The following is a 22,744-nucleotide window of genomic DNA, read 5'->3' on the forward strand; positions in this document are numbered from 1 at the left end:
CTCAACGGACTTCACAGCCAGGTCCAAACACGTCGGAAGACCCACAATTTACTGATTTATTTATATAATTACTTCTGCGGCGGATTGGGCTGCCGCGCCCGTAATCCGAAAATGCGATACGCCGTCTCGCGCAATGCGGCAGGGGTCTCGCAGATCGCGGAACGAAACCGAGAACAATCGCTCGACTGAACCGCCAACCCTTTCAAACAACTACAAAATCCCTCTGAGCGCGGGAATGGCGCCGGACTTGAACTCTGTGGATCAGCGAAAGGACGCGACAATGATCCACACGACCAGAAACATCCTAGGGCGTCACACCCTCCTGAAGAATGTCGGCTGGCTTGCTTCAGGCGAGATGGTGTCACGGATCACGCGCCTCCTTGCCGCGATCGCGCTGGCCCGCATGCTCACACCGCTTGAGTTCGGCGCCGCGGCGATTGCCATCACCGTCTTCGAGTTGGTTCGAGTGTTCAATCAAAACGGCGTCGGTGCCGCAGTCATCGCTTCAAAGAATTCAGCGCTGCCCGCGCTGATCCGAACCGCGCATCTGGCCGGATGGGTGACCTGCTTCTTGCTGGCCGGCGTACAGTGTCTGGTCGGCTACATCGTCGCACGCTCGACCGGTTCATCCGAGATCGGCTGGATGATCGTCTGCCTGGCCGGCGTCTACCTCATCATGCCTCCGGGCATACCGCACGGCTGGGCGTTGCAGCGCGCACAGAACATGCGCCGCCTTGCCACGGTCAATGCAGTCCAGGTCTCAATCGACAATCTGCTGACTGCTGGGCTCGCTCTGACCGGGTTCGGCGCCTGGGCAATAGTCCTGCCAAAGCTCGTGACGGCGCCGATCTGGCTGGTCGGCGTTATGTGGGGGCGCCCTTGGCGGCCAGACCGCGGGGCCGGTTTCGCGTCGCCGCGCAAGCTTCTGTCCTTTGCAGGACCCGTGCTAGGTTCGGAACTCCTGAATGCGATGCGCCTGCATGTCGACAAGCTGATCATCGGCGCCGTCTGCGGACTCGAATTGCTGGGCATCTACTATTTTGCCTTCAATGCCGGGCTCGGCCTGTCTTCCGCGCTGTCGATCGCCTTCAACGGCGCCTTCTATCCCAATCTCTGCGAAGCGTTCCGCCGGACAGGTTCCGCCGTCAGTGCGTTCAACAAAGGGCTAAAGACGGCGGGCGCCCCGCTCGCCGCCCTCTTCCTGATCCAGGCCTCGCTGGTCCCGATCTACGTGCCGATCGTCTTCGGCATGGAGTGGGCTTTCGCGGTCCCGCTGATCGCCATTCTGTGCCTCAGCGGCCCAGCCAGAATTCTCGCTGACGGGTGCGCGCTTCTGCTACGCGCCAGCGGTCGGCCTCGCATGGAATTGCTTGCGGTCAGTGCCGTGACCCTCACGTGCCTTGGCGGGCTGGTGATGGGCGCCCAGGCCGGCCTGATCGCCGCCGCCATCGCCCTCACCCTCGCCGCCACGCTTACCGCGCTCGCCCTGTACCCGGTCGTTCAGACGCTATGCAGCGAGGACGCCCCGTGCCTTATGCCCAAGGAGGCCTCATGATGAACCGGAACCCGACCGTCTCGGTGATTATGCCCATCTTCAACGCCGAAAAGACGCTCTGTAAATCGGTACTTTCGGTCCAAGTGCAGACCTTCCGGGACTGGGAATTGATCTTGGTCGATGATGGCTCGACGGACACCTCGCTCGACCTTGCCGATGAGCTTGCGGCCCGCGATGACCGCATCCGCGTCATCGCCCAGAAAAATGCCGGCCCGGCAGAAGCGCGAAACAACGGAATAGCATGCGCGCGCGGCCGGATCATCGCCTTCCTCGACGCTGATGATCTGTGGCATCGCCAGCGGTTGTCAGCATGCCTCGGCCACTTCGGCCGGAATCCGCAAGCGGGAGTGGTCTTCACCCGTATTGCCTTCATGCGTCCGGACGGCACGCGCGGGGCCGAACCGTCACCCCACTTCGATACCCTGGATCCCGAACACCTGCTCTCTGAAAACCCCGTCTGTACGACATCGAACATCGTCGCACGCGCCGTGCTTCTGGAGCGTCTCGGCGGCTTCGACAAAAAAATGGCCTACCTGGAAGATCAGGACCTACTTTTTCGGGCTGCGGCGAATTCGCCTTGGACCGTGGAAGGTCTCGATCAGGTTTTGCTTGATTACAGCATCGGCGGCGTATCTCGATCCGCCGACCTCGCCAGAACCGCGAAGAGCTGGCGCTGTTTCATGGCCCGCGCCGGTGCCATTGCACCGGAATTGGTGCGCCCTCGCTGGAACGGCCTCATCGCCGATTTCCATCGCAATCAGGCCCGTCGAGCCCTGCGCGGCGGCCTGCCTGCCACGGCGCTGAACAGCATTGTCCAGGCTTTGCTCAGGGATCCGTTGATCCTTATCCGGATGCCGCGCCGCGTTGGCCTGACCTTCGCCGCCGCGCTCGCCCTGCTTCTGCCCATTCCGCAACTCAAGGAGTATGTCCGATGACCTTGCCCGCCATTTCCGTCATCATGCCGGTCTATAATGTCGAGCGCTATGTCGAGATCGCCGCCAAAAGCGTCCTGGCGCAAACCTTCGAAAACTTCGAGCTGATCATCGTCGATGACGGCGGCACGGATCGCTCGATCGATTTCTGCCGGAAGTTCGTCGACCCGCGCATTCGCATCATCAGTCAGGAGAATCGCGGGCTCGCCGGCGCTCGCAATACCGGCATCCGCTATGCCCGCGCCGAGATCATCGCGTTCCTCGACTCCGACGATCTCTGGCACCCGGAGAAGCTCGATCGGCATTTTTCTCATCTGCGCCGGCGGCCCGAGGTGGGCGTGAGCTATTCCGGCGCCCGACTCATCGACGATGACGGCAGGGATATCGGTATCGACCAGGCACCAAAGCTCACCGGGATTCAGTCGAAGGACGTTTATCTTCGCAATCCGGTCAGCAATGGTTCGACACCCGTGATCCGACGGGCAGCGTTCGATGAGATTGCACGGCCGTCTTTCCGCCCCGGCGAACAGGTCTGGTTCGACGAGAACCTGCGCCAGTCTGAAGACATCGATTGCTGGCTGCGGATCGCACTTCTGACCGGCTGGACCTTCGAAGGCATTCCCGGCCCGCTCACCGCCTATCGCATCAATGAATCCGGCCTCTCAGCCGATGTCGTCAGGCAATTCGAGAGCTGGGTTTATGTCCGCGACAATGTCCGGACGCTGGCGCCCAGCTTCGCACGACGCTGGGAAGCCTCTGCCGAAGCCTTCCAGCTGCGCTATCTCGCGCGACGCGCAATCCGCATGCGCGACCGCGGCCTCGCGATCGAGCTGGCCTTCAAGTCCGTCCTGAAAGCACCGCTCGCCGTGCTGAAGGAGCCAGTGAAGACAGCAACCACGCTCGCGGCTGCCTTGGCACTCCGGCTGATGCCGGCACGGCTGTACGGCAAGCTCGAATCCGCGGCCCTTGCCAGCGCCACATCCAGCTGACGGCGCGGAGCCGGTGCGCACCTAGATAATGGATTGATAAATCCTGAGGTGCGCATCGGCGATGGCCGCCCAATTATACTGAGCGTCCACTTTCCGCGCCCCTTGTTGGCCCATGCGCTTGGCACGTGAGGGGCGCCCGAGAAGATCGGTGATGGCCGTTGCAACGGCCGTCGCGTCCTGGCGCACCAGAACACCATCCTCTCCATCCTCGATTACCGACCGCATGGCGGGAATGTCGGCTGCGATCACGGGTTTGTCGAACGACCAGGCCTCAAGGAAGACAACCCCCAGGCTTTCCTCGGTCGAGGGCACACACAACAGATCGCACGCAGCCAGCACGGACTTCTTGTCAGCCCCGCTCAGTGTACCGGTGATGATGATACGCGGATCGGGCCGAGACCGGAATGCAACCTCGGCTTCGGGCGTCACAGGTCCGGCGAAGACCAGTCGCGCCTCAGGCTGCTGCGCCCAGATCTGCGACGCGGCATCGAGCAGCGTGCGATAGCCTTTGTATTCCGCTGTACGGCCCAGAAAGAGGATGACAGGCGCCTCCCCGAGCTCGAACCGGGCCCTGAGCGCTACCGGGTCCGGCACATCGCTCTCAAAGAGCGGCGCCATCGGGCAGACATGCACCCGCGAGGACTGCGCGCCCTGCCCGATCAGCCATTCGCGCTCATACTCCGTCATGGCGATGAGCGCGTCCGTCTTGCGGTAAAGATGTTTGAAGCCCGGCGAAGACCAAGCGGTGCCGTCCGGCTTGGTCGTATGCGCCAGCGGCGTAAAGACAAAGGGTTGGCCGAGCGACTGAAGAGCCTCTGCGCCCGGTGTGAAGCCGTTGTAGATCGCATGCACAATCGATGCGTTCCCGACGAGGCGGCGGAACGGTTCTGTGATCACCGCGCGTGCCGCCCGGGCGAACAGGAGGCGCGCCAGCCGGGATTTCGGCGCCGCCTTCGCGAGGGGTGAAAGCAACGCTCGGGCTGCGCCTGCCGGCGCCAGTGTATGCACAGCGACATCGCCGTCTTCGATGCGCGCTGCTCTCGCGGTGGCGAAGGCGAAATCGGTTGGCGCTTCTTCAGTCGAGCAACACCGCCCAACCTCGATAGGGACATGCCGGGCGAGTTCATGTGCCAAGCGGCGCGAATGCAATTCGGCTCCACCGAGACCGGGCCAATAGCGCGGCACGAAGAGGAAGGGGCGAATGGGTCGGGTCATGATGCCCTCGCTGCAGCAATGATGGATGAACGCCTCTCGGCGGCCTCGCGCATGGCAATTCCCATGATCACAAGGCCCGGCCAGAATAGGTAGGTCAGGATTTCCAGGTTCTCGCCGACGGTGAAAAGAACCAGCAGAATGGTGATCGCCAAGGCGGCCCGCCCCATCCGGCTGGACAGGGACAGAAGCGCGAATTCCAGAAGGCTCCACAGCAGCGGAATGGCCAATGCCGCAACACCGACAATCCCCTTCACGAATAAAAGCCCGAACCAGGTGTGGTGGCTGCCGATCGGCATGTACTCGACATAGTGGGGCCCACGCTCGACCACGCCATGCCCCCAGACCGGCGCCTCATGCCACCAGCGGTCGATGGCGATACGCCCAAGCGCCTCGCGAACCCGTGTGGAGTTCGCCCGCATGCCGCGAAAGCCGTCATAGGCCGCGCCCAGCTGGGCCAGGAGGACAGGCGAGAAAAGGCCGGCAAAGAAGACCGGCACGGCCGCAGCGAGCCACAGAATGCTGCGGCGAAGCTGCGATATGCCGAATGCGCTTGGCCAGACCAGAACCGCGGTCACCAATCCCAGGCGTGATTTCGACAACACGATGATCGCAATGGCTGAAACAATCCCGATAATGCGCCAGACCACGCGCCGGTCTTCGATCGCCAGGATCAAGTAGAGATTGCCGATCAGGGCGGCCGCCGGCGACCAGGGCGTGAAATAGCGCCAGCGCGGAAGCCCGTCTGCCGGATCCATGGAGTAGAGCTGGACCGCGAAAAACTCCGGCCCCGGTCCGCCGATCGCTTTGAGCGGCGAGACGAAGAGCACTTCGGGCAATCCCGCCATCGGCGCGAGATAAAGGACCGGGGTCAGCAGGAGGGAGATGAGCGCGGTCAGACCTGTGGCGCGAATGACCGTTTCGAAGCGGATATCCAGACAAGCCCCGGCCAAGATGAACATCGCAAAAAGTGCCCAGCCTTTGGCCCAGCCGATTGTCGACTTGACGGTCTGGCCTGCGGAAAGTTCATAGCTCCAATGTCCCCCCAGCAGCGCGATCTGCATAAGCCCCATGCCGGCAATCCAAAACCAGACGCCGATCGGCACGGGCGGTGGTGCGGGGCGCGGCGTGGTTGGCGTGCGGACGTATTTGCGCACCAGGACGATGGCCGTGAGCAAGACGCCCAGGACCGGTCCCAGAACGTAGAGCCCTCCGAGGAAGTAGACCGGCCAGGTGCCCGCAAGCGCCAGCGCGACTAGATAATCTTCCACAGGGCGCGGATCAGCGGCAGGCGCAGCCACAGCAACAATACTCCCATGCAATAGAGGAAAAACCCGCCGAATGCGGCGAGTGCGGCAATCTTCTTGGACGGCGATGATGGGCTTTCCGGACGCGCCGGCGGTTCCAGCAATTGCGCCAGCGGGTATGACGCGAAAACGTCCGCGCGCGACATATCCAGCCGCGCCAGCGCGGAAGCGAAGACGGTCTCGGCCACCTGGTGCTCGCGGAGCAAGGCGTCCAGACGCGCCGCGACCGGTGCAAGCGCTTCAACGCGCTGCTCATTTCTGAAAAGCCGATCCTGCAGCGAGCGGGCTTCCGCGCGCGCACCCTCGGCTTCCGCCGAAAGATCGACGACTTGGCGCAGAAGCTGGGCGCGCTCATCGTCCAGATTGATATCGGCTAGACGCAACAGCCCGTAGCCGGCGACGCCGAGCAAGGCTTCGCCACGTGCAGCCAAGGCATCGACCAGACCGGCGTGGCGCTCGGTCTCGGCGCGCATCTCTGGATGGTTGCGGCCGTACATGTTTTCGAAGCTGGCGATTTGCGCCGCGCTCGCAGCTAATTGCTCGATCAGCGCCTCGAAGACGGCATCGCCTCGCAAGACAAGTACACGCGCGGCGACTTCCTCCGGCAAGTCGATGAGCTCACCAAGCCTTCCTGATCGATTGGACAGAGCCCGCGCCCGGTCGAGGGTGACAGCGAGCGTGCGTTCCAATGCGTCGGTCTCGGCGACCAGGGATTGGTATTGATCGAGCGAGATCAGCCCGCTCTCAGCCTGGAATTCGATGACCGCCTGGCGCGTTGCGATAACATTGCGCTCATAGCCCGCAAGGCTTTCTTGATACGCCGAATCCCGCGCATCCAGCTCCTCCTGGCGAAGCGCATCGAGATTGGCTTGGAAGGCCGACAAAAGGGCGTTGGCGGACGCATAGACCCGGTCGGGATCTGTCTCTGTCATGCGCACGTAGATCAGCGGCGTTTGATCGACCAGACGAACACGAGCCGTCGCAAAGTCTCGGGCAGGCATACCGGATTCCGCAGCGGCGGCGCCGCGCACGCGGTCAGACTGAAGTAGCCGCTTGTAGTTTTCCGTCGGGCTCAAGGAGGCGCTGGAGAAGGCGGAGGACGTCGCCGATGTGGCCTGGCCGAGGTCGGTCAGATTGACGCTCGCCCCGGCGCCGGATCCGGGAAGGATGAGGGTGAAGCCGCTGACATAGGTGCGCGGCGAGGTGACGTAATAGGTCGCAGCGATACCACCGAAAAAGACCGCACCCACGACGAGCACAAACAGATATCTGAGCCAGCGGCGGGGTCCGCCGGAGCCCACGATCAGGCGCCCTAAGAGCGATCTGCGCGCGATCATGTAGTCCGTCTCACGCTGCGAATTGCGAGGGTCGGCGTGAGGCGGTGGCTCCGGCGGATTGGGAATCAGCGGGCGCTTCATCGCGCGGCACCGCTGAGAATAGTCAGATTGATGGCCGGAGTCAGAACGCCGCTGAAGGCGCTAATGACATCACGCACATTGGTAACGTGGCTGTCATAGCAAGCCAGCGCATCGCCCGGCAGCAAGATCGGGTTGAACGCGTCGCGGTCGGCACGGCGCACTAGGCCCTCTATCGACCGCGCTATGACTTCGCTTTGGCCGGTGATTGGATTGCGCGAGATCAGTACCGCCCAGCGATCTGCATTGGTCGCCTGAGTACCGCCGACGCAATTCGCCGTCACCAGCGCCTGCAGGAAGCGCGTTCCATAGGGCAGGCTGGTGCTTTGGCTATTGATCGCGGACTGGGAGTTCGACGAAGCGGGTGTCGTCAGGTTGGACATGAAGACCCGGATACCCGGCACAGTGATGCGGCTCGGGCGCGCCAAGGCTTCCTGGAAACAGCCGCGCGAGGGGACATGAATCTGATCGCCGGTCGCCAGCATCGGATCGGCCACGCGCTGGCCCGTGAAAGCGCCGGACAGGTCGTAGATCTGCCGTTGGCCGTCGCGCACGAGCACAACATGACGGACATCCGCATCAGGACGAAGGCCCGCGGCTGAAGACAGCGCAGAAACCAGCGTTCGACCGGAGGTGACATCGCCTTGGGCTTCGACGCGGGAGTTTTGCACCAGCTCGGCATTGCGATCGTTCAGCAAGAGATCACCGGGCTGAAAAACCGCGCCGGAGACATGCACCTGGACCGGTGCCCATTGCGCTACATCGAGGTCGAGCTGAAGGAAGCCGGCACGGTACATCCCTTCTTCCACGAACATCCGCGCGACGAGCGCCTCGACCACTTCAACTGTGAAGCCGGCGGCCCGGATCGGTGGAAGGTGCGGCACGGTCAGTGTGCCGTCTGGCGCCACGATATACGTCCCTTCGAACGCCTCTCCGGCCGGCAATGTCATCCGCAGCATGTCGCCGGGCGAGAGTGGAGGCATGGCCAATGCGGCGCTTGCCGCAAAGGCCACGCTCTCCGGGGGGGACATCGGTAAATCCGCATCCGCGCAGCCAGCGAGATCGCCGTAGCGCCCCTGCCCGCTGAGCGGAATCTCGCGAACACCGGTCATCGGGCGGCGAGCCGAGGTATAGCCTTGCGTTGTCAGATCGACAGTGTTGCGTGGCTCCTCGAAGGCAGTCGCGCAGGATGCAAGCGCAAGGGCGAGGATCGGGATGAGGCGGCGGCACATCGATCAGATCCCGTGGGCCGGTCGGCTCGCCAGGGCGTCGGCGATATAGGCGGCAAGTTCGCGCGCCATCTTTGGGCAATTGCAGTCAATAGTCTTAATCGTCGTTTCGCCGTCGGGACGACCTTCCACGAAAACGCTGCGCGATGCCGGTCGCTCGTAAGCAAGCTTGAGATAGTCGAACAAGGCGCGGTCGAATTGGCGCGATTGGCGGGGCGATGTGATTTTGAAATCTGTACGCATGACGAACCTCCTGGGTTTAGGAGGCGCAAGCTCGGGGCCAGCGCTGACCGATCCCAGAGATTCATAATTTCAACGACTTAGATTCGTGCGGCGCGAGCTTGTTCGCAAGTTGCGGATTGCAGACTGCAAATCGAGGAAGAAGCCTCGCATTTTGCGAGACGCGCATTTGCCTCGACGCCAGCGCGCGACTTTTCTCTACCTTTTCCGTCACTTATTTTTCCAAAGGCGCTCAGGCAGTCCGGCCCTGAACTTGAAGCTGTGTCTACCAGTCAGTTTCAGGAAACAGCATGGCCCGGATCGAGCTCTCAATTCCCATCCCCCTCGCCAGCAGACTGGCGTGGACCGCCTTCGTGGCGCTCTGTATCGGCAACGCCCTCGCCCTCAGCCTTGTCCATTACGCCGACATTGAGGACGCATGGGGCCTTGTCACGCTCTTCCACTTCGATCGGGAACAAAACCTGCCAACCCTTTTTTCGGTCCTCCTGATCCTCGCATCGAGCGGCTTGGCATTTCTGCAGGCCGAAGTGTCACCTCAAGAGACTCGCCTCAGAACCGGATGGATCATCGTGTCGGTCGTCCTGGCCTTGCTGGCGATCGACGAGTTCGCCTCGATCCACGAGCGCGTGGACGCGGCGTTGCGTTACTATCTAGGCTCCGAGCTCCTGCCCTACGCCGCCTGGCCGATCCCTTATGTGCTCGGCGTTGCCGCTCTCGGGGGGGCCCTTTGGCGCTGGTTCTTCGCGCTCGAGCGCGCCCAGGCGATGTATCTCATTCTCTCAGGCGTGATCTATTTGAGCGGCGCCGTCGGCGTGGAGCTCATCACCGGCCAGTATCTCGCCCACATCGATCCCGACCATCTCGGCGTGACGAACCGAACACGCGACCTCCTCGCAACGCTGGAGGAGACGCTCGAGATGTTTGGATTGCTAGTGCTCGCTCAAACAGTTGCCAGGAGGCTTCACGACACGGGTAATCGAGGTGGGATCGCTTTGAAGAAAAATGGTACCGCCTTCCCGGATTGAACGGGAGACCTCTAGATCCACAATCTAGCGCTCTAACCAACTGAGCTAAGGCGGCACTCGATGTCACGGGGCCATAACGCGGCCGCCCCGGCGAACCGGGTCGTGAGGCGCGGGAAACTAGCCTCCCCGCCCCCCTCTGGCAACCGTCCTGTCAGGGCTTTTGCAGGCGCCGTCACAGCGCCGCAACCACGCGGCCAGGATCAGGAATACCCCCGCGCCTGGATGTGCGCCCGCATGGCCGCGACACGATTATCGTCCGACGGGTGGGTGGAGGCAAACTCCGCGACATTGTGATCATTCATCGCCGACATGCCGACCCAGAAATCGATGGCCTGGCGCGGATCATAGCCGGAGCCAACCATGAAATCGACGCCGAGCCGGTCGGCCTCGTACTCATGCTCACGCGAATAGGGCAGGATCACGCCATAGGTGACGCCCATGCCAAGCGCGGCACCGATATCCTGGCTGTACTGGGCATACTCGCCGCCCGACGACCCGATCGCACTGGCCAGAAGCGACACGCCCATCTGGGCCGCCATCTGCTGGCTGGCGCGTTCAGCCGAGTGGCGACCGGCGACATGGCCGACTTCATGCCCCATCACCGTGGCGACATGATCATCGGTCTCCATGATGTCCAGAATGCCCTTGTAGAAGCCGACCTTGCCGTTGGGCAGGACCCAGGCATTCACCGTGTCGCTGTCAAAGACGACGAATTCCCAATCGAGATGCGACTGGCCGGATGCCCGGACAACCCGGTCGCCCACGCGCTGCAGGCGCCGCTGATAGGACGGGTCCCGCAACACGCGCTCGCGCTGCAGGCTGTCGCGCCAGGCCTGGTTGGAGAGCTGGGCGAGCTGGCCGTCGGAGACCAGCATGAGCTGGCTGCGCCCGAGGGCAGCATTGTCGGCACAGCCGGCGACGAAAGGCAGAACGGTCCCGGCCGCGAGCCCCATGATCAATTCACGACGCCTTACGAGATCGACTGGTGGTTTTGCCGACATGAGTTTTCCCCCCTTTGGTGTTGTCGCAATCAGCGATAATCTTAGCGCAGAGTGTTTTTCGCGTCTCGCCAAGAAAGCGACAAACACGCCTGCTAGCGTGTTTATTCAGCCATTTCGGAGCTTCCTTCCCATGAAACGCATCGCTGTCGCCCTCGGTCTGATCGTCGTCCTCGCGGTTGCCGCCGTCTTTGTCCTGCCGGCGGTGATTCCCGCCGCGACCTATCGGGAGCCGGTCCAGGCCGCGGCCCGCGACGCGCTGCATCGCGATGTCTCGCTGGGAGGCGACATCTCGCTGCAGGTCTTCCCGAGCCTGCAGATCCGTGCCAGCGAGGTGTCGATCGCCAATGCAGACGGTTTTGGCGAGGAGGCTTTCGCCGAGATGCGCGAGATGCGGGTCGGCGTGCGACTCATCCCGCTCCTGAGCCGGCGTGTCGAGATAACCGAATTCGTGCTGGTCGAGCCGACCATCCGCCTGGCCCAGAACCGCGCCGGCAATAACTGGACCTTCACCGCCGCCGAAGCAGCCGGGACCCCGGCGACACCCGCCGCGTCCGAAGGCTTTGTCCGCCGCGAAGGGGCCCTGCCCATCGAGGCCAGCCTGGGGGATGTGCGCATCGAGAACGGCGCCCTCTACTTCACCGACGGCACCCAATCGCGCGCCATCACGGGGCTCGACCTGTCAGTCTCCCTGCCCTCGCTGGACGCTGAGACCCGCCTCACCGGAGCGCTCAATGCCGATGGAGAAAGCCTGGCATTCAATGCCGTCATCGGCTCGATCCGCGACTTCTTCGAAGGGCGCGAGACGCCAGTCAGCTTCGGGCTGGGCGGTCGCCTGGCCGATCTGAGCTTTGACGGATACATCCTTGAGGGCGAGAGCCTGGCCTATGGCGGCGCCCTTGACGCCACCATACCCTCGATCCGGGCCCTGGCCGCCTTTGCCGGCGCGCCCCTGCCTCCGGGCGAGAATATCGAGCGTTTCCGGGCCGTCGGCCAGCTGACCGGCGCGCCGGGCGAAATCGGGCTCGAAGCCTCGCGCCTGGAATTTGATGCGCTCTCCGGCTCCGCCGCGCTCACCGCCAATCTCACCGGTGATCGTCCGCGTCTGACCGGCTCGCTCACCCTGGCCGAGCTGGACGTGAACCCCTATCTGCCGGCCCCGGCGGAAAGCCCGGCCCCGACGAGCGGTGGCGGCGTGCCGCCCTGGAGCGAGGACCCGATCGACCTGGCCGGTCTGGGGATTGTTGATGCCGATCTGCGTCTGGAGGTTGGACGCCTGCTGGTCCAGGCCATGGAGATCAACGATGCCCGTCTGCGCGCGCAATTGCGCAATGGCCGCCTTGAGGTGACGCTGGAAAACATCGCGCTCTATGACGGCCAGGGCCGCGCCAGCGTGGTTGCCAATGCCCGCGGCAACCGGCCCAGCTTTTCGCTCAATGCCAGCCTGGACGGACTGGATGCCGGGCCTTTCCTTGAAGCCGCCGCCGGTTTCGACAAACTGCGCGGGACCGGGTCCGTTACCCTGGATCTGACCGCCAGCGGCAACAGCCAGGCCGCGATCATGAACTCGCTGGGCGGGACCGGGAATTTCAGCTTTGCCGACGGAGCCATTGTCGGCATCAACATCGCGCAGACAATCCGCAATGTGAGCCGGTTGGTCGGCGGCAGCCAGACCACGGGCGAAACCGAGGACCAGGAAGCGGCCAGCACCGGCGCGCAACAGGCGACCGACTTCTCCTCGCTCACAGGGAGTTTCACCATCGCCAGCGGTCAGATTTCGCAACAGGACCTGTTGATGCTCTCGCCCTTGCTGCGCGTTGAAGGCGCCGGTTCGGTCAACCTGCCCGGCCAGTCGCTTGACTACCGGCTGCGCCCCCGGGCGGTCGCCTCGATCGAGGGACAGGGCGGCTCGCGCGACCTGCGTGGCATCACAGTCCCGATTCGCATGCGTGGTGGTTTCAACAATGTCTCGGTCGGCGTCGACACAGAAGCCGTCGGCCAGGCCCTGTTGCAGGGCGCGCTGAACAATGCGCTCGGCCGTGACAGCTCCACCAATCCGCGCGACGCGCTGCGCGAGGGCCTGATGGACGCCATTGGTCTTGGAAATGAAGGCGGTGGCGACGCGGCCAGCGCGGACGGTGACACCCGCACCGAGCCGCGCGATCCGGCCGAACAATTGCTCCGAAACCTGCTCAATCAGCGCCGCAGCCGCAATCAGGACACCACCGAGGATCCGCAACCAGCACAGGATCCGCAGTAAGCCGCAGGTGAATGCCGGATGAATTGACCGTCCGGCGGGTATTCACAATCGCTATGCGAGGGTCGAGCCTGTGACGAGCAGACCCGTATGAGGGGAGACAAAAATGACCATGAAACGCTTGGGACAGGCGGCGATCGCCTTGCTGCTGACAGGGCTCGCGGGCCAGGCGGCCGCGCAGTCGATCATCCTGTTTGAGGACAGCAATTATCGCGGCCGCCAGGTTCAGATAACGAGCGATGTCCGCAATCTCGATTCTGTCCGATTCAATGATCGAACCTCATCCTTCCGGATCGTGTCGGGTCAGTGGGAGCTGTGCCAGCACGATGACTATAACGGAACCTGCGAGATCCACTCATCCGACCAGGCGTCGATGGGCCGGATGAATGACCAGCTCACCTCCCTGCGCCCGGTCGCGGCGGGGCGTCCCGGCGGCGGTTATGGCGGCCCCTCTCTGACTTTCTATTCCGGCCCCAACTATACCGGGCGTTCTGTCGTGGTCTCGACCAGCACGCCGGACTTTTCCCGAATCAATTTCAACGACCAGGCCCGCTCCGTCCGCCACAGCGGCCGTGGTGCCTGGGTAGCCTGCCAGCATGCCAATTTCGACGGCGCCTGCATGGTGATCGATGGCGATATCGCCAATATCGGTGGCGGGATGGGCGGCGAAATCAGCTCGGCTGAACCGGATTATGCCGGTAGGCCCAGCCGGCCGGGCCGACCCGGTGGAGCCGATCGTCCGCGCTCCGGCGTCTTCCTGTTCGACGGGGTGAATTTTGACGGCCAGCGCGTCGCCGTGGATGCCGACATCTCCAACCTGTCCCGCATGGGCTTCAATGATCGCGCCGACAGCCTGATTGTGGCCCGGGGTGAAACCTGGATCGTCTGCGACGATGAAGGCTTCACCGACAGTTGCCAGCGTGTTCAGGGCGAGGTCCGCGACCTCACCAGCCTGGGCCTGCGCAACCGGATTACCTCGCTGCGCCGCGTCGATGACAGCTGGGGCGGCCCAGGCGGTGGTTATCCCGGACCGGGCGGAGGGCGTCTCGATATCCGCGGCGGCACGCGCGGCGTCGAAAGCCTCTTCTTCCCCCGCCCCGAGATCAATGGCTATGCGGTTGACCGCTGCCTCGGCGGCTACGGTGCCCGCTGTGACCAGGAGGCAGCAGATCGCATGTGCCAGGCTGCCGGCATGCGTCAGGCTGCTCACTACAGCGTCGACCGCTACAATCGCACCCGGACCTGGTTCATTGGCCAGAACCGCGCCTGCTCGTCGGGCCAGTGCGCCGCGCTGGTTGACGTGCTCTGCACGGACTGATCCACCCGCGTGGCATGAATGCGCCGCTCCCGGGCCGGGGGCGGCGTTTTTCATGCGCGGGTCGCTGACTTCGTGCAAAAGCGATATTGGGTCCGCGTCGGATTTGCCGTATATTAGTTTCATATGAAACTAATTCGCGCCCCGGCGCGACCGGAGCTGAACCATGCCCGTGAACGATCCCGTTGTTGCTGAACAAGAGCCCGCCGCAGACTTCACCATTGATCAGAAGTGGGACCGCTATTCCTCCGAGGAGCATGCGATCTGGACCACGCTCTATGAGCGACAGATGAAGGTGCTCAACGGGCGTGCCGCGCCGGAACACTTCGCCGGACTGAAAATGCTCAATCTCAACGAGGGTGGCATTCCCGACTTCCGCCGCGTCAACGAGAAGCTGGAAAAGCTGACCGGCTGGACTGTCGTGACCGTTCCCGGCCTGATCCCCGAGAAGGATTTCTACGAGCATCTCGCCAACCGGCGCTTCGTGTCGGGGCGCTTCATCCGAGACGGTGAAAAGCTGGACTACCTCCCCGAGCCCGACATCTTCCATGACGTGTTCGGGCATGTGCCGCTGCTCACCCAGCCAGTCTTCGCCGACTATATGCAGGCCTATGGCAAGGGCGGGCTGCGCTCGCTGGAATTTGACGCGATCAAGAACATGGCCCGGCTGTACTGGTATACGGTCGAGTTCGGCCTGATCAACACGCCCGAGGGTCGCCGCATCTATGGTGCCGGGATCGTTTCCTCACGGGCGGAGTCGATCTTCAGCCTTGAAGCAAGATCACCCAACCGGATCCACTTCGATCTCGAGCGCATCATGCGCACCGATTATCGCTATGACGACTTCCAGCAGTCCTATTTCGTCATCGACAGCTATGAGGAGTTGATGGAGGCGACTTATGCCGACTTCGCGCCGCTATACGAAAGGCTGCCGACCCTGTCGGATTACCGGCCGTCGGATGTCGTTGAGGGTGACCGCGTGTATTCGCGTGGCAGCCAGGAATACGCCCTGGCAGGCGGCCTGACCGGCAAGGCCGAAGCGGTCTGAGGCTCACAGGAGGACCGGCGTCACCCGGCCATTGCCCTGCTCGGCCAGCTTTATCCGGCCGCCCTTGGCCAGCGCATCAACAAGCTTTGCCCGTGAGACCGGTTTGACGATGTAAAAGGTCGCGCCGGCCGCGCGGCATTTCTCTTCAATCTCGGGATTGCGCGCACCGGAATACACGCCGATCGCGCCACCTCCCAGAAACGGCTGCGTGTCGCCGATGAAGGCCAGAGCGTCGCTACCAGCGAGGCTGAGATCGCACAGCACAAGCACAGGCTCCCCGGCACGCGCGCGCAGATGCCCCATCGCGTCCTCGGGCCGGGTAAAGCCGTTGAACTCGAAATCAATTCCCGCATCTTCAAGGTCAGCCTTGAACAGGAAGTGCTCGTCCGGATCATCATCAACGAGAATTACCGGAACAGGCTTGGCTTCAGTCAACTACGTCCTCCCCCTAGGTGATGAACGCCGCAAACTATCACGAAATTCCCGTTTGGGTAGCGCATTGAAGAATAGGAATATTCTGCAATCTCCACGATGCCTTAAACGCGCTGGAACGGGTAGAAATCGCTGCCCAGCCGCAAGATTTCCGTCAGGGAATCAAGCGCCGCACGCGACTCGGACAGCAATGCAGGATCGCCAAGCTCGCCCGGTGCCAGCCGCTCACGATAATGCCTGTGCGCCCAGGTTGTAAGCTCGACGTAAAGCGCATCGGTCATCAGGGCAGTAGGTGTGACGGCGGAAAATTCCTCATCTGTCAGGGTGACCCGTAACCGCAGACAGGCCGGACCCCCGCCATTGCGCATCGACTGACGGACATCGACATACTCGACCCGGCCGATCGGGCCGTTGCCGGCGACCATGTCCGCGCAATAATCCCGCGTCGATTGCGTCTCCTGCGTCTCCTTCGGCGCGATCAGGGCAAGACGCCGCTCGCCCGGCCACTCCAGGAGCTGTGAATTGAACAGATAGCTGGTGATCGCATCGCCGATCGGGACATCGCATTGGGCCACTTCCACAAAATCCGGTTCGAACAGCCCGTCCGCTGCACGACGAATCGCATCGAGCGCCGCCTGACGATTCTCGAAAGCCAGTTCGTGAAAGAAGAGCGTCGTGCGGGTTCCGACACACACGACATCATTGTGAAAGGCGCCCGCATCAATCGCGGCTTGCGACTGCCGCAGGAAGACACAGCGCTTCGGATCGAGTCCGTGCGAGCGCGCGACGGCCTGACTGGCCTCCAGCGTCTGGCGGGCCGGGAAGCTGCCGGCCCAATTCTCGTCAGCCGTGCGGCCATAGACGAAAATCTCCACCCCCTCACCGCCCTGCTCCGCGCACAGCCGGACGTGATTGGCCGCGCCTTCGTCCGCAAAGTCGGCCTGCATGGGAAGCGGATCGTGAACCGCGAAGCGAGTGCTGTCCGCAAAGGCCCATGACAGGGCGCGCTGCGTCTGCCGCCCCTCGATCGAGCGGTGCAGCGTGGTCAGGAGATTGGCCGGAGTAAAATGCAGCCGCCGGTCTGCAGTATCGGCTGACGGCGACACGGTCGCCGCATTGGCTGCCCACATCGGCGAGGCGGAGCTGGCTTTGCGCACCAGGCCCGGCGCCTGCTGCCAGGCAGTCTCGATGACATGTGAATCAGAGCCGGAGAAGCCGGCACGACGCAACAATGGCAGGAAGGGACGCTCATGCGGCGGCAGCAGACCTTGCACAAGGCCCGCATCCGCCAGCCGCTTCATCTTGGCGAGGCCTTCCAGCACGCCTTCGCGCGGCGAGGAAACGAGACCTTCATTCCTGGCACTGGCCAGATTGCCGTCCGACAGCCCGCCATAATTATGGGTCGGTCCGATCAGCCCGTCGAAATTCGCTTCACGCGCGGTCATGCCCCGTCGACCCCTTTCACCGCCATGCGCTCGGGCGTACGGGCCGCCTGGGTGGCAACCGGATAGGCACAATAATCGGCCGCATAATAGGCGCTCGGCCGCAGGTTGCCGGACTGACCGGGGCCACCGAACGGCATGTTCGAGGCAGCGCCGCAGGTCGGCCGGTTCCAGTTGACGATCCCGGCACGACTCTCGACCCAGAACCGGTCCCACAGATCCTCATCATCAGACACCAGGCCCGAGGACAGGCCATAGGCAGTGTTATTGGCAGCGGCGATGGCGGCCTCGAAACTGGCCACGCGTGTGACCTGGAGCAACGGTCCGAAGACTTCCTCGTCCGGCACGTCAACGCCGGTCACGTCGAGCAGGCCGGGTCGCAGGAAAGCATCGCCAAGTCCGGGCACGCGCGAAACCTCCAGGATCGGTCGGGCCCCGCGTCGGATCAGATCAGCCTGGGCATCCAGCACGCCCTGCGCGGCGCGTGCCGAGACAAGCGGGCCGATGAAGGGCTCGACCTCATCATCCCAGCGACCGATCGAAAGCGCACCGGCAATACGGATGATTTCTGCAATCACGGCCTCACCGAATTCGCCTTCAGGCAGGATCAGTCGGCGGGCACAGGAACAGCGTTGACCGGCGGTGACATAGGCCGACTGCACGGCGATTCGTGCAGCAGCCTCGGCATCCTCGGCGCCCCAGACAACGAGCGGGTTATTGCCACCCATTTCAAGCGCCAGCTGGATGCCGGTCCGACCGGCGAACTTCTCGTGGATGAACTTGCCCGTGCCCCATGACCCGGTGAACAAAACCCCGTCGAGTTCGCCGTTTTCGAGGGCGGCCGCGCCGGTCTCGCGCGCGCCCTGGACCAGATTGAGCACGCCCGCCGGCAGGCCGGCAGATTCCCAGGCCTTGACCATCGCCTCTGCAACGCCCGGCGTGATTTCCGACGGTTTGAACACGATCGTATTGCCAGCAATCAGCGCTGGCACGATGTGACCATTGGGCAGGTGGCCGGGAAAATTGTACGGGCCGAGAACGAACATGACGCCAAGCGGCTTGTGCGCCAGCCGCGCATAACCAAACGGCATCTCGGTCTGGTGCCCGGAAGCCCGCTCCGCATTGGCCTTCACGGAAATATCGATCTTACCGATCATGGCGCCGGCCTCTGCCAGACCTTCCCAGCGCGGCTTGCCGGTTTCGCGCGAGATCAGATCGGCGATCTCGGCCTTGCGGTCTTCCAGCACGGCCTTGAAACGCTCGGCGATCGCGATGCGCTCGGCGAGCGGGCGACGCCCCCAGGACGGGAAGGCGGAACGCGCCGCCGCAAACGCGTGATCGACTTCCGCCGGAGAAGCGGTTCGACCCGACCAGACCTGACTGTCATCGGCCGGATTGTGAGAGACCAGCTTCGCGCCGGTTCCGTCGCGCCATTCGCCATTGATGAAATTCATGGTCCTACCTCTTGCGTCGCCAGAAACGGGCGCGGTCGCCCTCGTGCAGGTCGAGTGCCTGCATGGTGTCATACGAAACGCCCACGACCTCGCCATCATCGACCACCTGGGCCTGACAGGTCCGGAAGTCTTCAAAGCGGTCGGTCGAAAGAATGCCCTCGGCCCCGCCAGCCGTTGTCGCGGCACGCACCGTCACTTCTCGGCTTTCGCGCAGGGTGCGGATATTCTCTGTCCAGGTCGAGACCAGCGGGCCACCATCGAAAATGTCGACATAGCGATCATAGTGGAAACCTTCCCACTTGAGCAGGTTGTAGGCGCCCTCGCCATCCTTGTGGGTCTTGCCGATCACGGCCCGGGCGGCCTCGGGCAGCAGGTCGACATAGATCAGGTGTTGCGGGCCAAGATCGAGGATGAACTGGTTGTCGGTCGCTGCCGACAGGCGGTCCGCATCATCGAAATCCATGCGGAAAAAGGGACGCGAGACGTGGTCGAAAAAGGGCGATGAGCCATCATCGTGAACAACACCACGCAGCTCCGCCAGAACCTTCTCGCCGAACCGGTCGGGGCCGGCGGCAATCAGGAGATAGCGCGACTGGGCAACCAGGCGACCGGCGCCTGTTCCGCGTCCGGCCTCGGACACAAACAGGGTTCCCACTTCCGACGCGCCGGCGAAGTCATTGACCAGCAGCATGGCATCCATGTCGAAACGGCGATTCGCTTCCTTGGAGTGTTGGGCCAGGGTCATGATCTTGAAATCCCAATAGGGCTTCGAGACTCCGACCATTGCCTTGACGGCCGAACAGCCAACGATCTGGCCGCTTTCCGTGTCCTCCAGCATCAGCTGATAGGTATCCTCGGTCTGCTTGTCGCCGGGTCCGGCAAAGGCAGCGACAGATTTGGCGAGACGCGCCTCGAGCACTTCAGGCGGAACGGCCAGCGAGGTGAAACCGGTACCGGCTTCCTCGGCCAGTCGCACCAGCGCATCCAGGTCCGACCGCTTGGCCGCACGTACGATCAGCATGATCCCTCCCGATCAGTTTTCAGACCCGGCCCTTGGCCAGGGCGCGCGCTTCCCGCGCGTCAAATTGGCCTTGCGCAAACTTCATCAGCATCACGGCTGACAATTTGGCGCGCTCGGCAAAGCTGGACAGTTTGACGATCTCGCGATCGGAATGGATATCGGCGCCCCGTACCCCCAGCGTGTCGACATTGGGACAGCCGGCGGCCCACAGATTATTGCCCTCGCAGACCCCGCCGGTATCCTGCCAGCGGATATCGAGCCCGAGCGCAGATCCGGCTGCCTTCGTCCACTCGAACATCTTCGCATTGGCGGGCGACATGGGCTTGGGCGGGCGGGTGAAGCCGCCATGCAGCTCCGCCTCGATACCGTCGCGAACCCGGATTTCGTCAACGAGCCGCTCGAGCTCGGCTTCGACCCAGACCCGGTCATTCTCGGTTTTCACACGCACGTTGAAGCGTGCAACGGCATTGTCCGGCACAACATTCGGCGGACCGCCACCATCGATCCGCGCGAGGTTGAATGTGACGTCGGGTCGCTTGCCATTGAGGGCATCAAGCCCGAGCCCGAACTGGCAGGCCGCAGCCAGGGCATTCCGGCCGAGATGATGCTCGCGCCCGGCGTGGGCAGCCCGGCCGGACACTTTCAGGGACCAGTTTCCCGAGCCCTTGCGGGCGCCCGCCAGCGAGCCATCTGCCAAGGCGGGCTCGTAGGTCATGCCGATATCGGCGCCCGCTCCCAGCTCGGCAAGAACAGGGCCGGAGCCAAGCGAGCCAATTTCCTCATCGGGGCTGATCAGGACATCGATACCGATCTGGTCCTTCCAGGGCGAACGTTCCAGCCCGAGAATGCCGTGCAGCATTACCAGGATGCCGCCCTTCATGTCGGCCACGCCAGGCCCGTTCAGCGTGTCGTCGTCCCACAGGGTCGTGCCCTGAAAATGGCTGTCGGCAGGAAAGACGGTGTCGTGATGGCCCGTCATGACGATCCGGATCGGGGCCTGGGGCCGGATGCGGCAATGAAATGACGGCGTGAAGGCCTGTTCGCGAACGGTGCCGTCGGGATCAACGACTGTCGTCGGCGGCAGCGCGACCGCACTGATCTCGCCACCGGTCTCGGCGAAGGCCGTTTCGAGCTCGCGTCGCATGGCCTCGAGACCGTCCGGATTGCGGCTGCCTGAATTGATCGCCGACCAGGCCTTGACCGTTTCGATCATGCCGTCGGCACGCGTATCGATCCAGTCGAGTACGGCGCGTTCGTCCGGATTGAGGTCCAGCTTGTTGTGCATGAGCCAGTGATAGCCGTTTAAACGGAGCCGTCCACCCCCGGCCGACAGGTTATGCCGGCCGGGGCGCATGGTCGCGCTATCAGACCTTCTGGAGGGCCTGGTCGAGGTCTGCGATCAGATCGTCCGGGTTCTCGATGCCGACCGAAATTCGGACCAGGCCTTCGGAGAAACCCTGGCGCTTGCGCAGCTCCGGATCGACGCCGCGGTGCGTGGTCGAGCCGGGGTGACAGATCAGGGTTTCGGTACCACCGAGACTGACCGCCAGCTTCATCACCTGCAGCTCGTTGAGCATGCGGAAGGCCGCTTTCTCATCGGCGAGGTCGAAGGCGAAGGTCGAGCCCGCCATTGTGGACTGCGCGTGGAATACGTCACCGTCGCGCGTGCCTTTTTCGAGGAAGCCGAGATAGCGGACACGGCCGACCTTGGGATGGTCGCGCAGGTATTCCGCGACCTTGCGGGCCCCAAGAGCGGCTGCCTCCATGCGGATTTTCACCGTCTCGAGCGAGCGCAACAACATCCAGCAAGTATGGGCATCCAGATTGGTACCGAGATATCCGCGAAGACCGCGGATCTGGGCCATCGCCGCGCTCGAGCCGGATGCCGAACCGGCGATCAGGTCGGAATGGCCGCCAATATACTTGGTGAGCGAATAGATGACGACGTCGGCACCGAGCGCCAGCGGCGCCTGCCCAACCGGTCCGAGGAAGGTGTTGTCGACCACGATCCAGGGCCGCTTGCCCTGCTTCTCCTTGATCATGTCGGCGATCCGGCGGCAGGCCGCGAGGTCGACAAGGTCATTGGTGGGATTGGTCGGTGTCTCGGTGTAGATGACCGAAACCTCACCTTGCGCCATCGCGGCCTCGGCCGCCTCGCGAAGCTCGTCCTCGCGCGCACCGGCAAAGAAGTCGACGGACTTGATGCCGTAATTTGGCAGGAATTTGCGGATCAGGCTTTCGGTACCGCCGTAGAGCGGCGTCGATTGCAGGATGACCGAGCCCGCATGTGCCAGCCCCATCAGGGTCGTGGAAATCGCCGCCATGCCGGAGGAGAAAACGGCCGCTTCTTCAGCACCATCATAGAGTGCAAGGCGGTCTTCCAAGACCTCCATGTTGGGATTGTTGAAGCGCGAATACATCAGGCCGGCGGCTTCGGGATCCCCCTCTTCGGCCTGACCGAGCGTCACCCGGAAGAAGGCGGCGCCGTCCTCGGCGCTCGCGAAGGCGAAGGTCGAAGTCAGGAAGATCGGCGGCTTGATCGACATTTCAGAGAGCTTTGGATCATAGCCATAGCTCATCATCTGGGTTTCCGGGCTCAGCGTGTGGCCGCCGACCTGGCGTTTGCGATAGGATTTGTCCGGCTTGCTCATCATTCTTCTCCCGACACTTCGCCGCCCTGATGGCGCGAAAGATTTCAGCCGGTTTGTACCGCGCTGCCGGGCGGGTCAAGCCTGTCCTCAGCATGGCGGGAAATCCGCCCAATCATGCCCCTGGACCGCCCTGCTTGCGCATTATATTTCCAAGCCTTGGCTCGGAACAAAAAAAAGCGGCCCGGTGACAAACACCGGGCCGCTCTCATTTCAGTGTCCGTT

At 63.2% G+C, this 22,744-nt stretch carries 19 protein-coding genes and 1 tRNA gene; 7 read left to right on the forward strand and 13 right to left on the reverse strand.

Features of this window, described 5'->3' with window-relative positions:
* Window positions 1-280 precede the first annotated feature (280 nt).
* From QZZ02_RS03120 to QZZ02_RS03130, 3 genes are read left to right on the forward strand one after another with little or no spacing between them, the layout of a single operon-like run.
* Window positions 281-1,555 carry an oligosaccharide flippase family protein gene (locus tag QZZ02_RS03120; protein WP_291842270.1) on the forward strand — a complete coding sequence of 425 codons (1,275 nt, stop codon included), beginning with the start codon at window positions 281-283 and terminating at the stop codon, window positions 1,553-1,555.
* Complete coding sequence (locus QZZ02_RS03125) at window positions 1,552-2,490, forward strand: glycosyltransferase (RefSeq protein WP_291842271.1); 939 nt, start codon at window positions 1,552-1,554, stop codon at window positions 2,488-2,490. Before QZZ02_RS03120 ends, QZZ02_RS03125 begins: the two co-directional genes overlap by 4 nt.
* The gene (locus QZZ02_RS03130; RefSeq protein ID WP_291842273.1) at window positions 2,487-3,476 is read left to right on the forward strand and encodes a glycosyltransferase family A protein; all 990 of its coding nucleotides are present in this window, start codon (window positions 2,487-2,489) and stop codon (window positions 3,474-3,476) included. Before QZZ02_RS03125 ends, QZZ02_RS03130 begins: the two co-directional genes overlap by 4 nt.
* Before the next feature lie 21 nt (window positions 3,477-3,497).
* Here QZZ02_RS03130 and QZZ02_RS03135 read toward each other — a convergent pair whose 3' ends face one another.
* From QZZ02_RS03135 to QZZ02_RS03155, 5 genes are all read right to left on the reverse strand, one after another.
* Complete coding sequence (locus QZZ02_RS03135) at window positions 3,498-4,691, reverse strand: glycosyltransferase family 4 protein (RefSeq protein WP_291842275.1); 1,194 nt, start codon at window positions 4,689-4,691, stop codon at window positions 3,498-3,500.
* Complete coding sequence (locus QZZ02_RS03140) at window positions 4,688-5,989, reverse strand: hypothetical protein (RefSeq protein WP_291842277.1); 1,302 nt, start codon at window positions 5,987-5,989, stop codon at window positions 4,688-4,690. Before QZZ02_RS03140 ends, QZZ02_RS03135 begins: the two co-directional genes overlap by 4 nt.
* On the reverse strand, window positions 5,944-7,332 hold the full coding sequence (locus QZZ02_RS03145; protein ID WP_291842280.1) for a hypothetical protein: 1,389 nt from the start codon (window positions 7,330-7,332) through the stop codon (window positions 5,944-5,946). The genes QZZ02_RS03140 and QZZ02_RS03145 overlap by 46 nt, the downstream gene beginning before the upstream one ends.
* Window positions 7,333-7,409: 77 nt before the next feature.
* Window positions 7,410-8,642, reverse strand: coding sequence for a polysaccharide biosynthesis/export family protein (locus tag QZZ02_RS03150; protein WP_291842282.1), 1,233 nt, complete (start codon window positions 8,640-8,642; stop codon window positions 7,410-7,412).
* A 3-nt stretch (window positions 8,643-8,645) separates the two neighbouring features.
* Window positions 8,646-8,882, reverse strand: a complete 237-nt coding sequence (locus QZZ02_RS03155) for a hypothetical protein (protein ID WP_291842285.1) — start codon at window positions 8,880-8,882, stop codon at window positions 8,646-8,648.
* Window positions 8,883-9,169: 287 nt separating this feature from the next.
* Here QZZ02_RS03155 and QZZ02_RS03160 point away from each other — a divergent pair, with 287 nt between their 5' ends.
* Complete coding sequence (locus QZZ02_RS03160) at window positions 9,170-9,904, forward strand: hypothetical protein (RefSeq protein ID WP_291842287.1); 735 nt, start codon at window positions 9,170-9,172, stop codon at window positions 9,902-9,904.
* Here QZZ02_RS03160 and QZZ02_RS03165 read toward each other — a convergent pair.
* Window positions 9,883-9,959: transfer RNA gene (locus QZZ02_RS03165), tRNA-His, on the reverse strand. The two genes, QZZ02_RS03160 and QZZ02_RS03165, sit on opposite strands and share 22 nt — an antisense overlap.
* Before the next feature lie 145 nt (window positions 9,960-10,104).
* Window positions 10,105-10,905 (reverse strand): M48 family metallopeptidase, encoded by an 801-nt coding sequence (locus QZZ02_RS03170; RefSeq protein WP_291842290.1) that lies wholly within the window; start codon window positions 10,903-10,905, stop codon window positions 10,105-10,107.
* A gap of 130 nt (window positions 10,906-11,035) precedes the next feature.
* Between QZZ02_RS03170 and QZZ02_RS03175 the strand changes: the two genes are divergently transcribed.
* The 3 genes from QZZ02_RS03175 to phhA all read left to right on the forward strand — a co-directional run bounded on the left by QZZ02_RS03175 (window position 11,036) and on the right by phhA (window position 15,522).
* Window positions 11,036-13,162 carry an AsmA family protein gene (locus QZZ02_RS03175; protein ID WP_291842292.1) on the forward strand — a complete coding sequence of 709 codons (2,127 nt, stop codon included), beginning with the start codon at window positions 11,036-11,038 and terminating at the stop codon, window positions 13,160-13,162.
* Between the two features lie 103 nt (window positions 13,163-13,265).
* Window positions 13,266-14,477, forward strand: coding sequence for a beta/gamma crystallin-related protein (locus QZZ02_RS03180; RefSeq protein WP_291842295.1), 1,212 nt, complete (start codon window positions 13,266-13,268; stop codon window positions 14,475-14,477).
* 163 nt (window positions 14,478-14,640) lie between these two features.
* On the forward strand, window positions 14,641-15,522 hold the full coding sequence (phhA, locus tag QZZ02_RS03185) for a phenylalanine 4-monooxygenase (RefSeq protein ID WP_291842297.1): 882 nt from the start codon (window positions 14,641-14,643) through the stop codon (window positions 15,520-15,522).
* 3 nt (window positions 15,523-15,525) lie between these two features.
* Here the strand turns inward: phhA and QZZ02_RS03190 are convergent, their stop codons facing one another.
* From QZZ02_RS03190 to QZZ02_RS03215, 6 genes are all read right to left on the reverse strand, one after another.
* Window positions 15,526-15,957 carry a response regulator gene (locus QZZ02_RS03190; protein ID WP_291842299.1) on the reverse strand — a complete coding sequence of 144 codons (432 nt, stop codon included), beginning with the start codon at window positions 15,955-15,957 and terminating at the stop codon, window positions 15,526-15,528.
* Between the two features lie 101 nt (window positions 15,958-16,058).
* On the reverse strand, window positions 16,059-17,399 hold the full coding sequence (gene astB / locus QZZ02_RS03195) for an N-succinylarginine dihydrolase (protein ID WP_291842301.1): 1,341 nt from the start codon (window positions 17,397-17,399) through the stop codon (window positions 16,059-16,061).
* On the reverse strand, window positions 17,396-18,850 hold the full coding sequence (gene astD / locus QZZ02_RS03200) for a succinylglutamate-semialdehyde dehydrogenase (RefSeq protein WP_291842303.1): 1,455 nt from the start codon (window positions 18,848-18,850) through the stop codon (window positions 17,396-17,398). The genes astB and astD overlap by 4 nt, the downstream gene beginning before the upstream one ends.
* Window positions 18,851-18,854: 4 nt before the next feature.
* On the reverse strand, window positions 18,855-19,871 hold the full coding sequence (locus QZZ02_RS03205; protein WP_291842305.1) for an arginine N-succinyltransferase: 1,017 nt from the start codon (window positions 19,869-19,871) through the stop codon (window positions 18,855-18,857).
* A 19-nt stretch (window positions 19,872-19,890) separates the two neighbouring features.
* Window positions 19,891-21,156, reverse strand: a complete 1,266-nt coding sequence (locus QZZ02_RS03210; protein ID WP_291842308.1) for a hydrolase — start codon at window positions 21,154-21,156, stop codon at window positions 19,891-19,893.
* A 79-nt stretch (window positions 21,157-21,235) separates the two neighbouring features.
* Window positions 21,236-22,522, reverse strand: a complete 1,287-nt coding sequence (locus QZZ02_RS03215) for a cystathionine gamma-synthase family protein (protein ID WP_291842310.1) — start codon at window positions 22,520-22,522, stop codon at window positions 21,236-21,238.
* Between the last annotated feature and the right edge of the window lie 222 nt (window positions 22,523-22,744).

Origin of the sequence: Maricaulis sp. (genome assembly GCF_015665295.1) — a bacterium.
GTDB lineage: Bacteria > Pseudomonadota > Alphaproteobacteria > Caulobacterales > Maricaulaceae > Maricaulis.

Bases quoted from the DNA above. Each gene is read 5' to 3' on its own strand.
- QZZ02_RS03120 (WP_291842270.1), top strand. From the start codon at position 281: ATGATCCACACGACCAGAAACATCCTAGGGCGTCACACCCTCCTGAAG.
- QZZ02_RS03125 (WP_291842271.1), top strand. From the start codon at position 1,552: ATGATGAACCGGAACCCGACCGTCTCGGTGATTATGCCCATCTTCAAC.
- QZZ02_RS03130 (WP_291842273.1), top strand. From the start codon at position 2,487: ATGACCTTGCCCGCCATTTCCGTCATCATGCCGGTCTATAATGTCGAG.
- QZZ02_RS03135 (WP_291842275.1), bottom strand. From the start codon at position 4,691: ATGACCCGACCCATTCGCCCCTTCCTCTTCGTGCCGCGCTATTGGCCC.
- QZZ02_RS03145 (WP_291842280.1), bottom strand. From the start codon at position 7,332: ATGATCGCGCGCAGATCGCTCTTAGGGCGCCTGATCGTGGGCTCCGGC.
- QZZ02_RS03150 (WP_291842282.1), bottom strand. From the start codon at position 8,642: ATGTGCCGCCGCCTCATCCCGATCCTCGCCCTTGCGCTTGCATCCTGC.
- QZZ02_RS03155 (WP_291842285.1), bottom strand. From the start codon at position 8,882: ATGCGTACAGATTTCAAAATCACATCGCCCCGCCAATCGCGCCAATTC.
- QZZ02_RS03160 (WP_291842287.1), top strand. From the start codon at position 9,170: ATGGCCCGGATCGAGCTCTCAATTCCCATCCCCCTCGCCAGCAGACTG.
- QZZ02_RS03170 (WP_291842290.1), bottom strand. From the start codon at position 10,905: ATGTCGGCAAAACCACCAGTCGATCTCGTAAGGCGTCGTGAATTGATC.
- QZZ02_RS03175 (WP_291842292.1), top strand. From the start codon at position 11,036: ATGAAACGCATCGCTGTCGCCCTCGGTCTGATCGTCGTCCTCGCGGTT.
- QZZ02_RS03180 (WP_291842295.1), top strand. From the start codon at position 13,266: ATGACCATGAAACGCTTGGGACAGGCGGCGATCGCCTTGCTGCTGACA.
- phhA (WP_291842297.1), top strand. From the start codon at position 14,641: ATGCCCGTGAACGATCCCGTTGTTGCTGAACAAGAGCCCGCCGCAGAC.
- astB (WP_291842301.1), bottom strand. From the start codon at position 17,399: ATGACCGCGCGTGAAGCGAATTTCGACGGGCTGATCGGACCGACCCAT.
- astD (WP_291842303.1), bottom strand. From the start codon at position 18,850: ATGAATTTCATCAATGGCGAATGGCGCGACGGAACCGGCGCGAAGCTG.
- QZZ02_RS03205 (WP_291842305.1), bottom strand. From the start codon at position 19,871: ATGCTGATCGTACGTGCGGCCAAGCGGTCGGACCTGGATGCGCTGGTG.
- QZZ02_RS03210 (WP_291842308.1), bottom strand. From the start codon at position 21,156: ATGCACAACAAGCTGGACCTCAATCCGGACGAACGCGCCGTACTCGAC.
- QZZ02_RS03215 (WP_291842310.1), bottom strand. From the start codon at position 22,522: ATGAGCAAGCCGGACAAATCCTATCGCAAACGCCAGGTCGGCGGCCAC.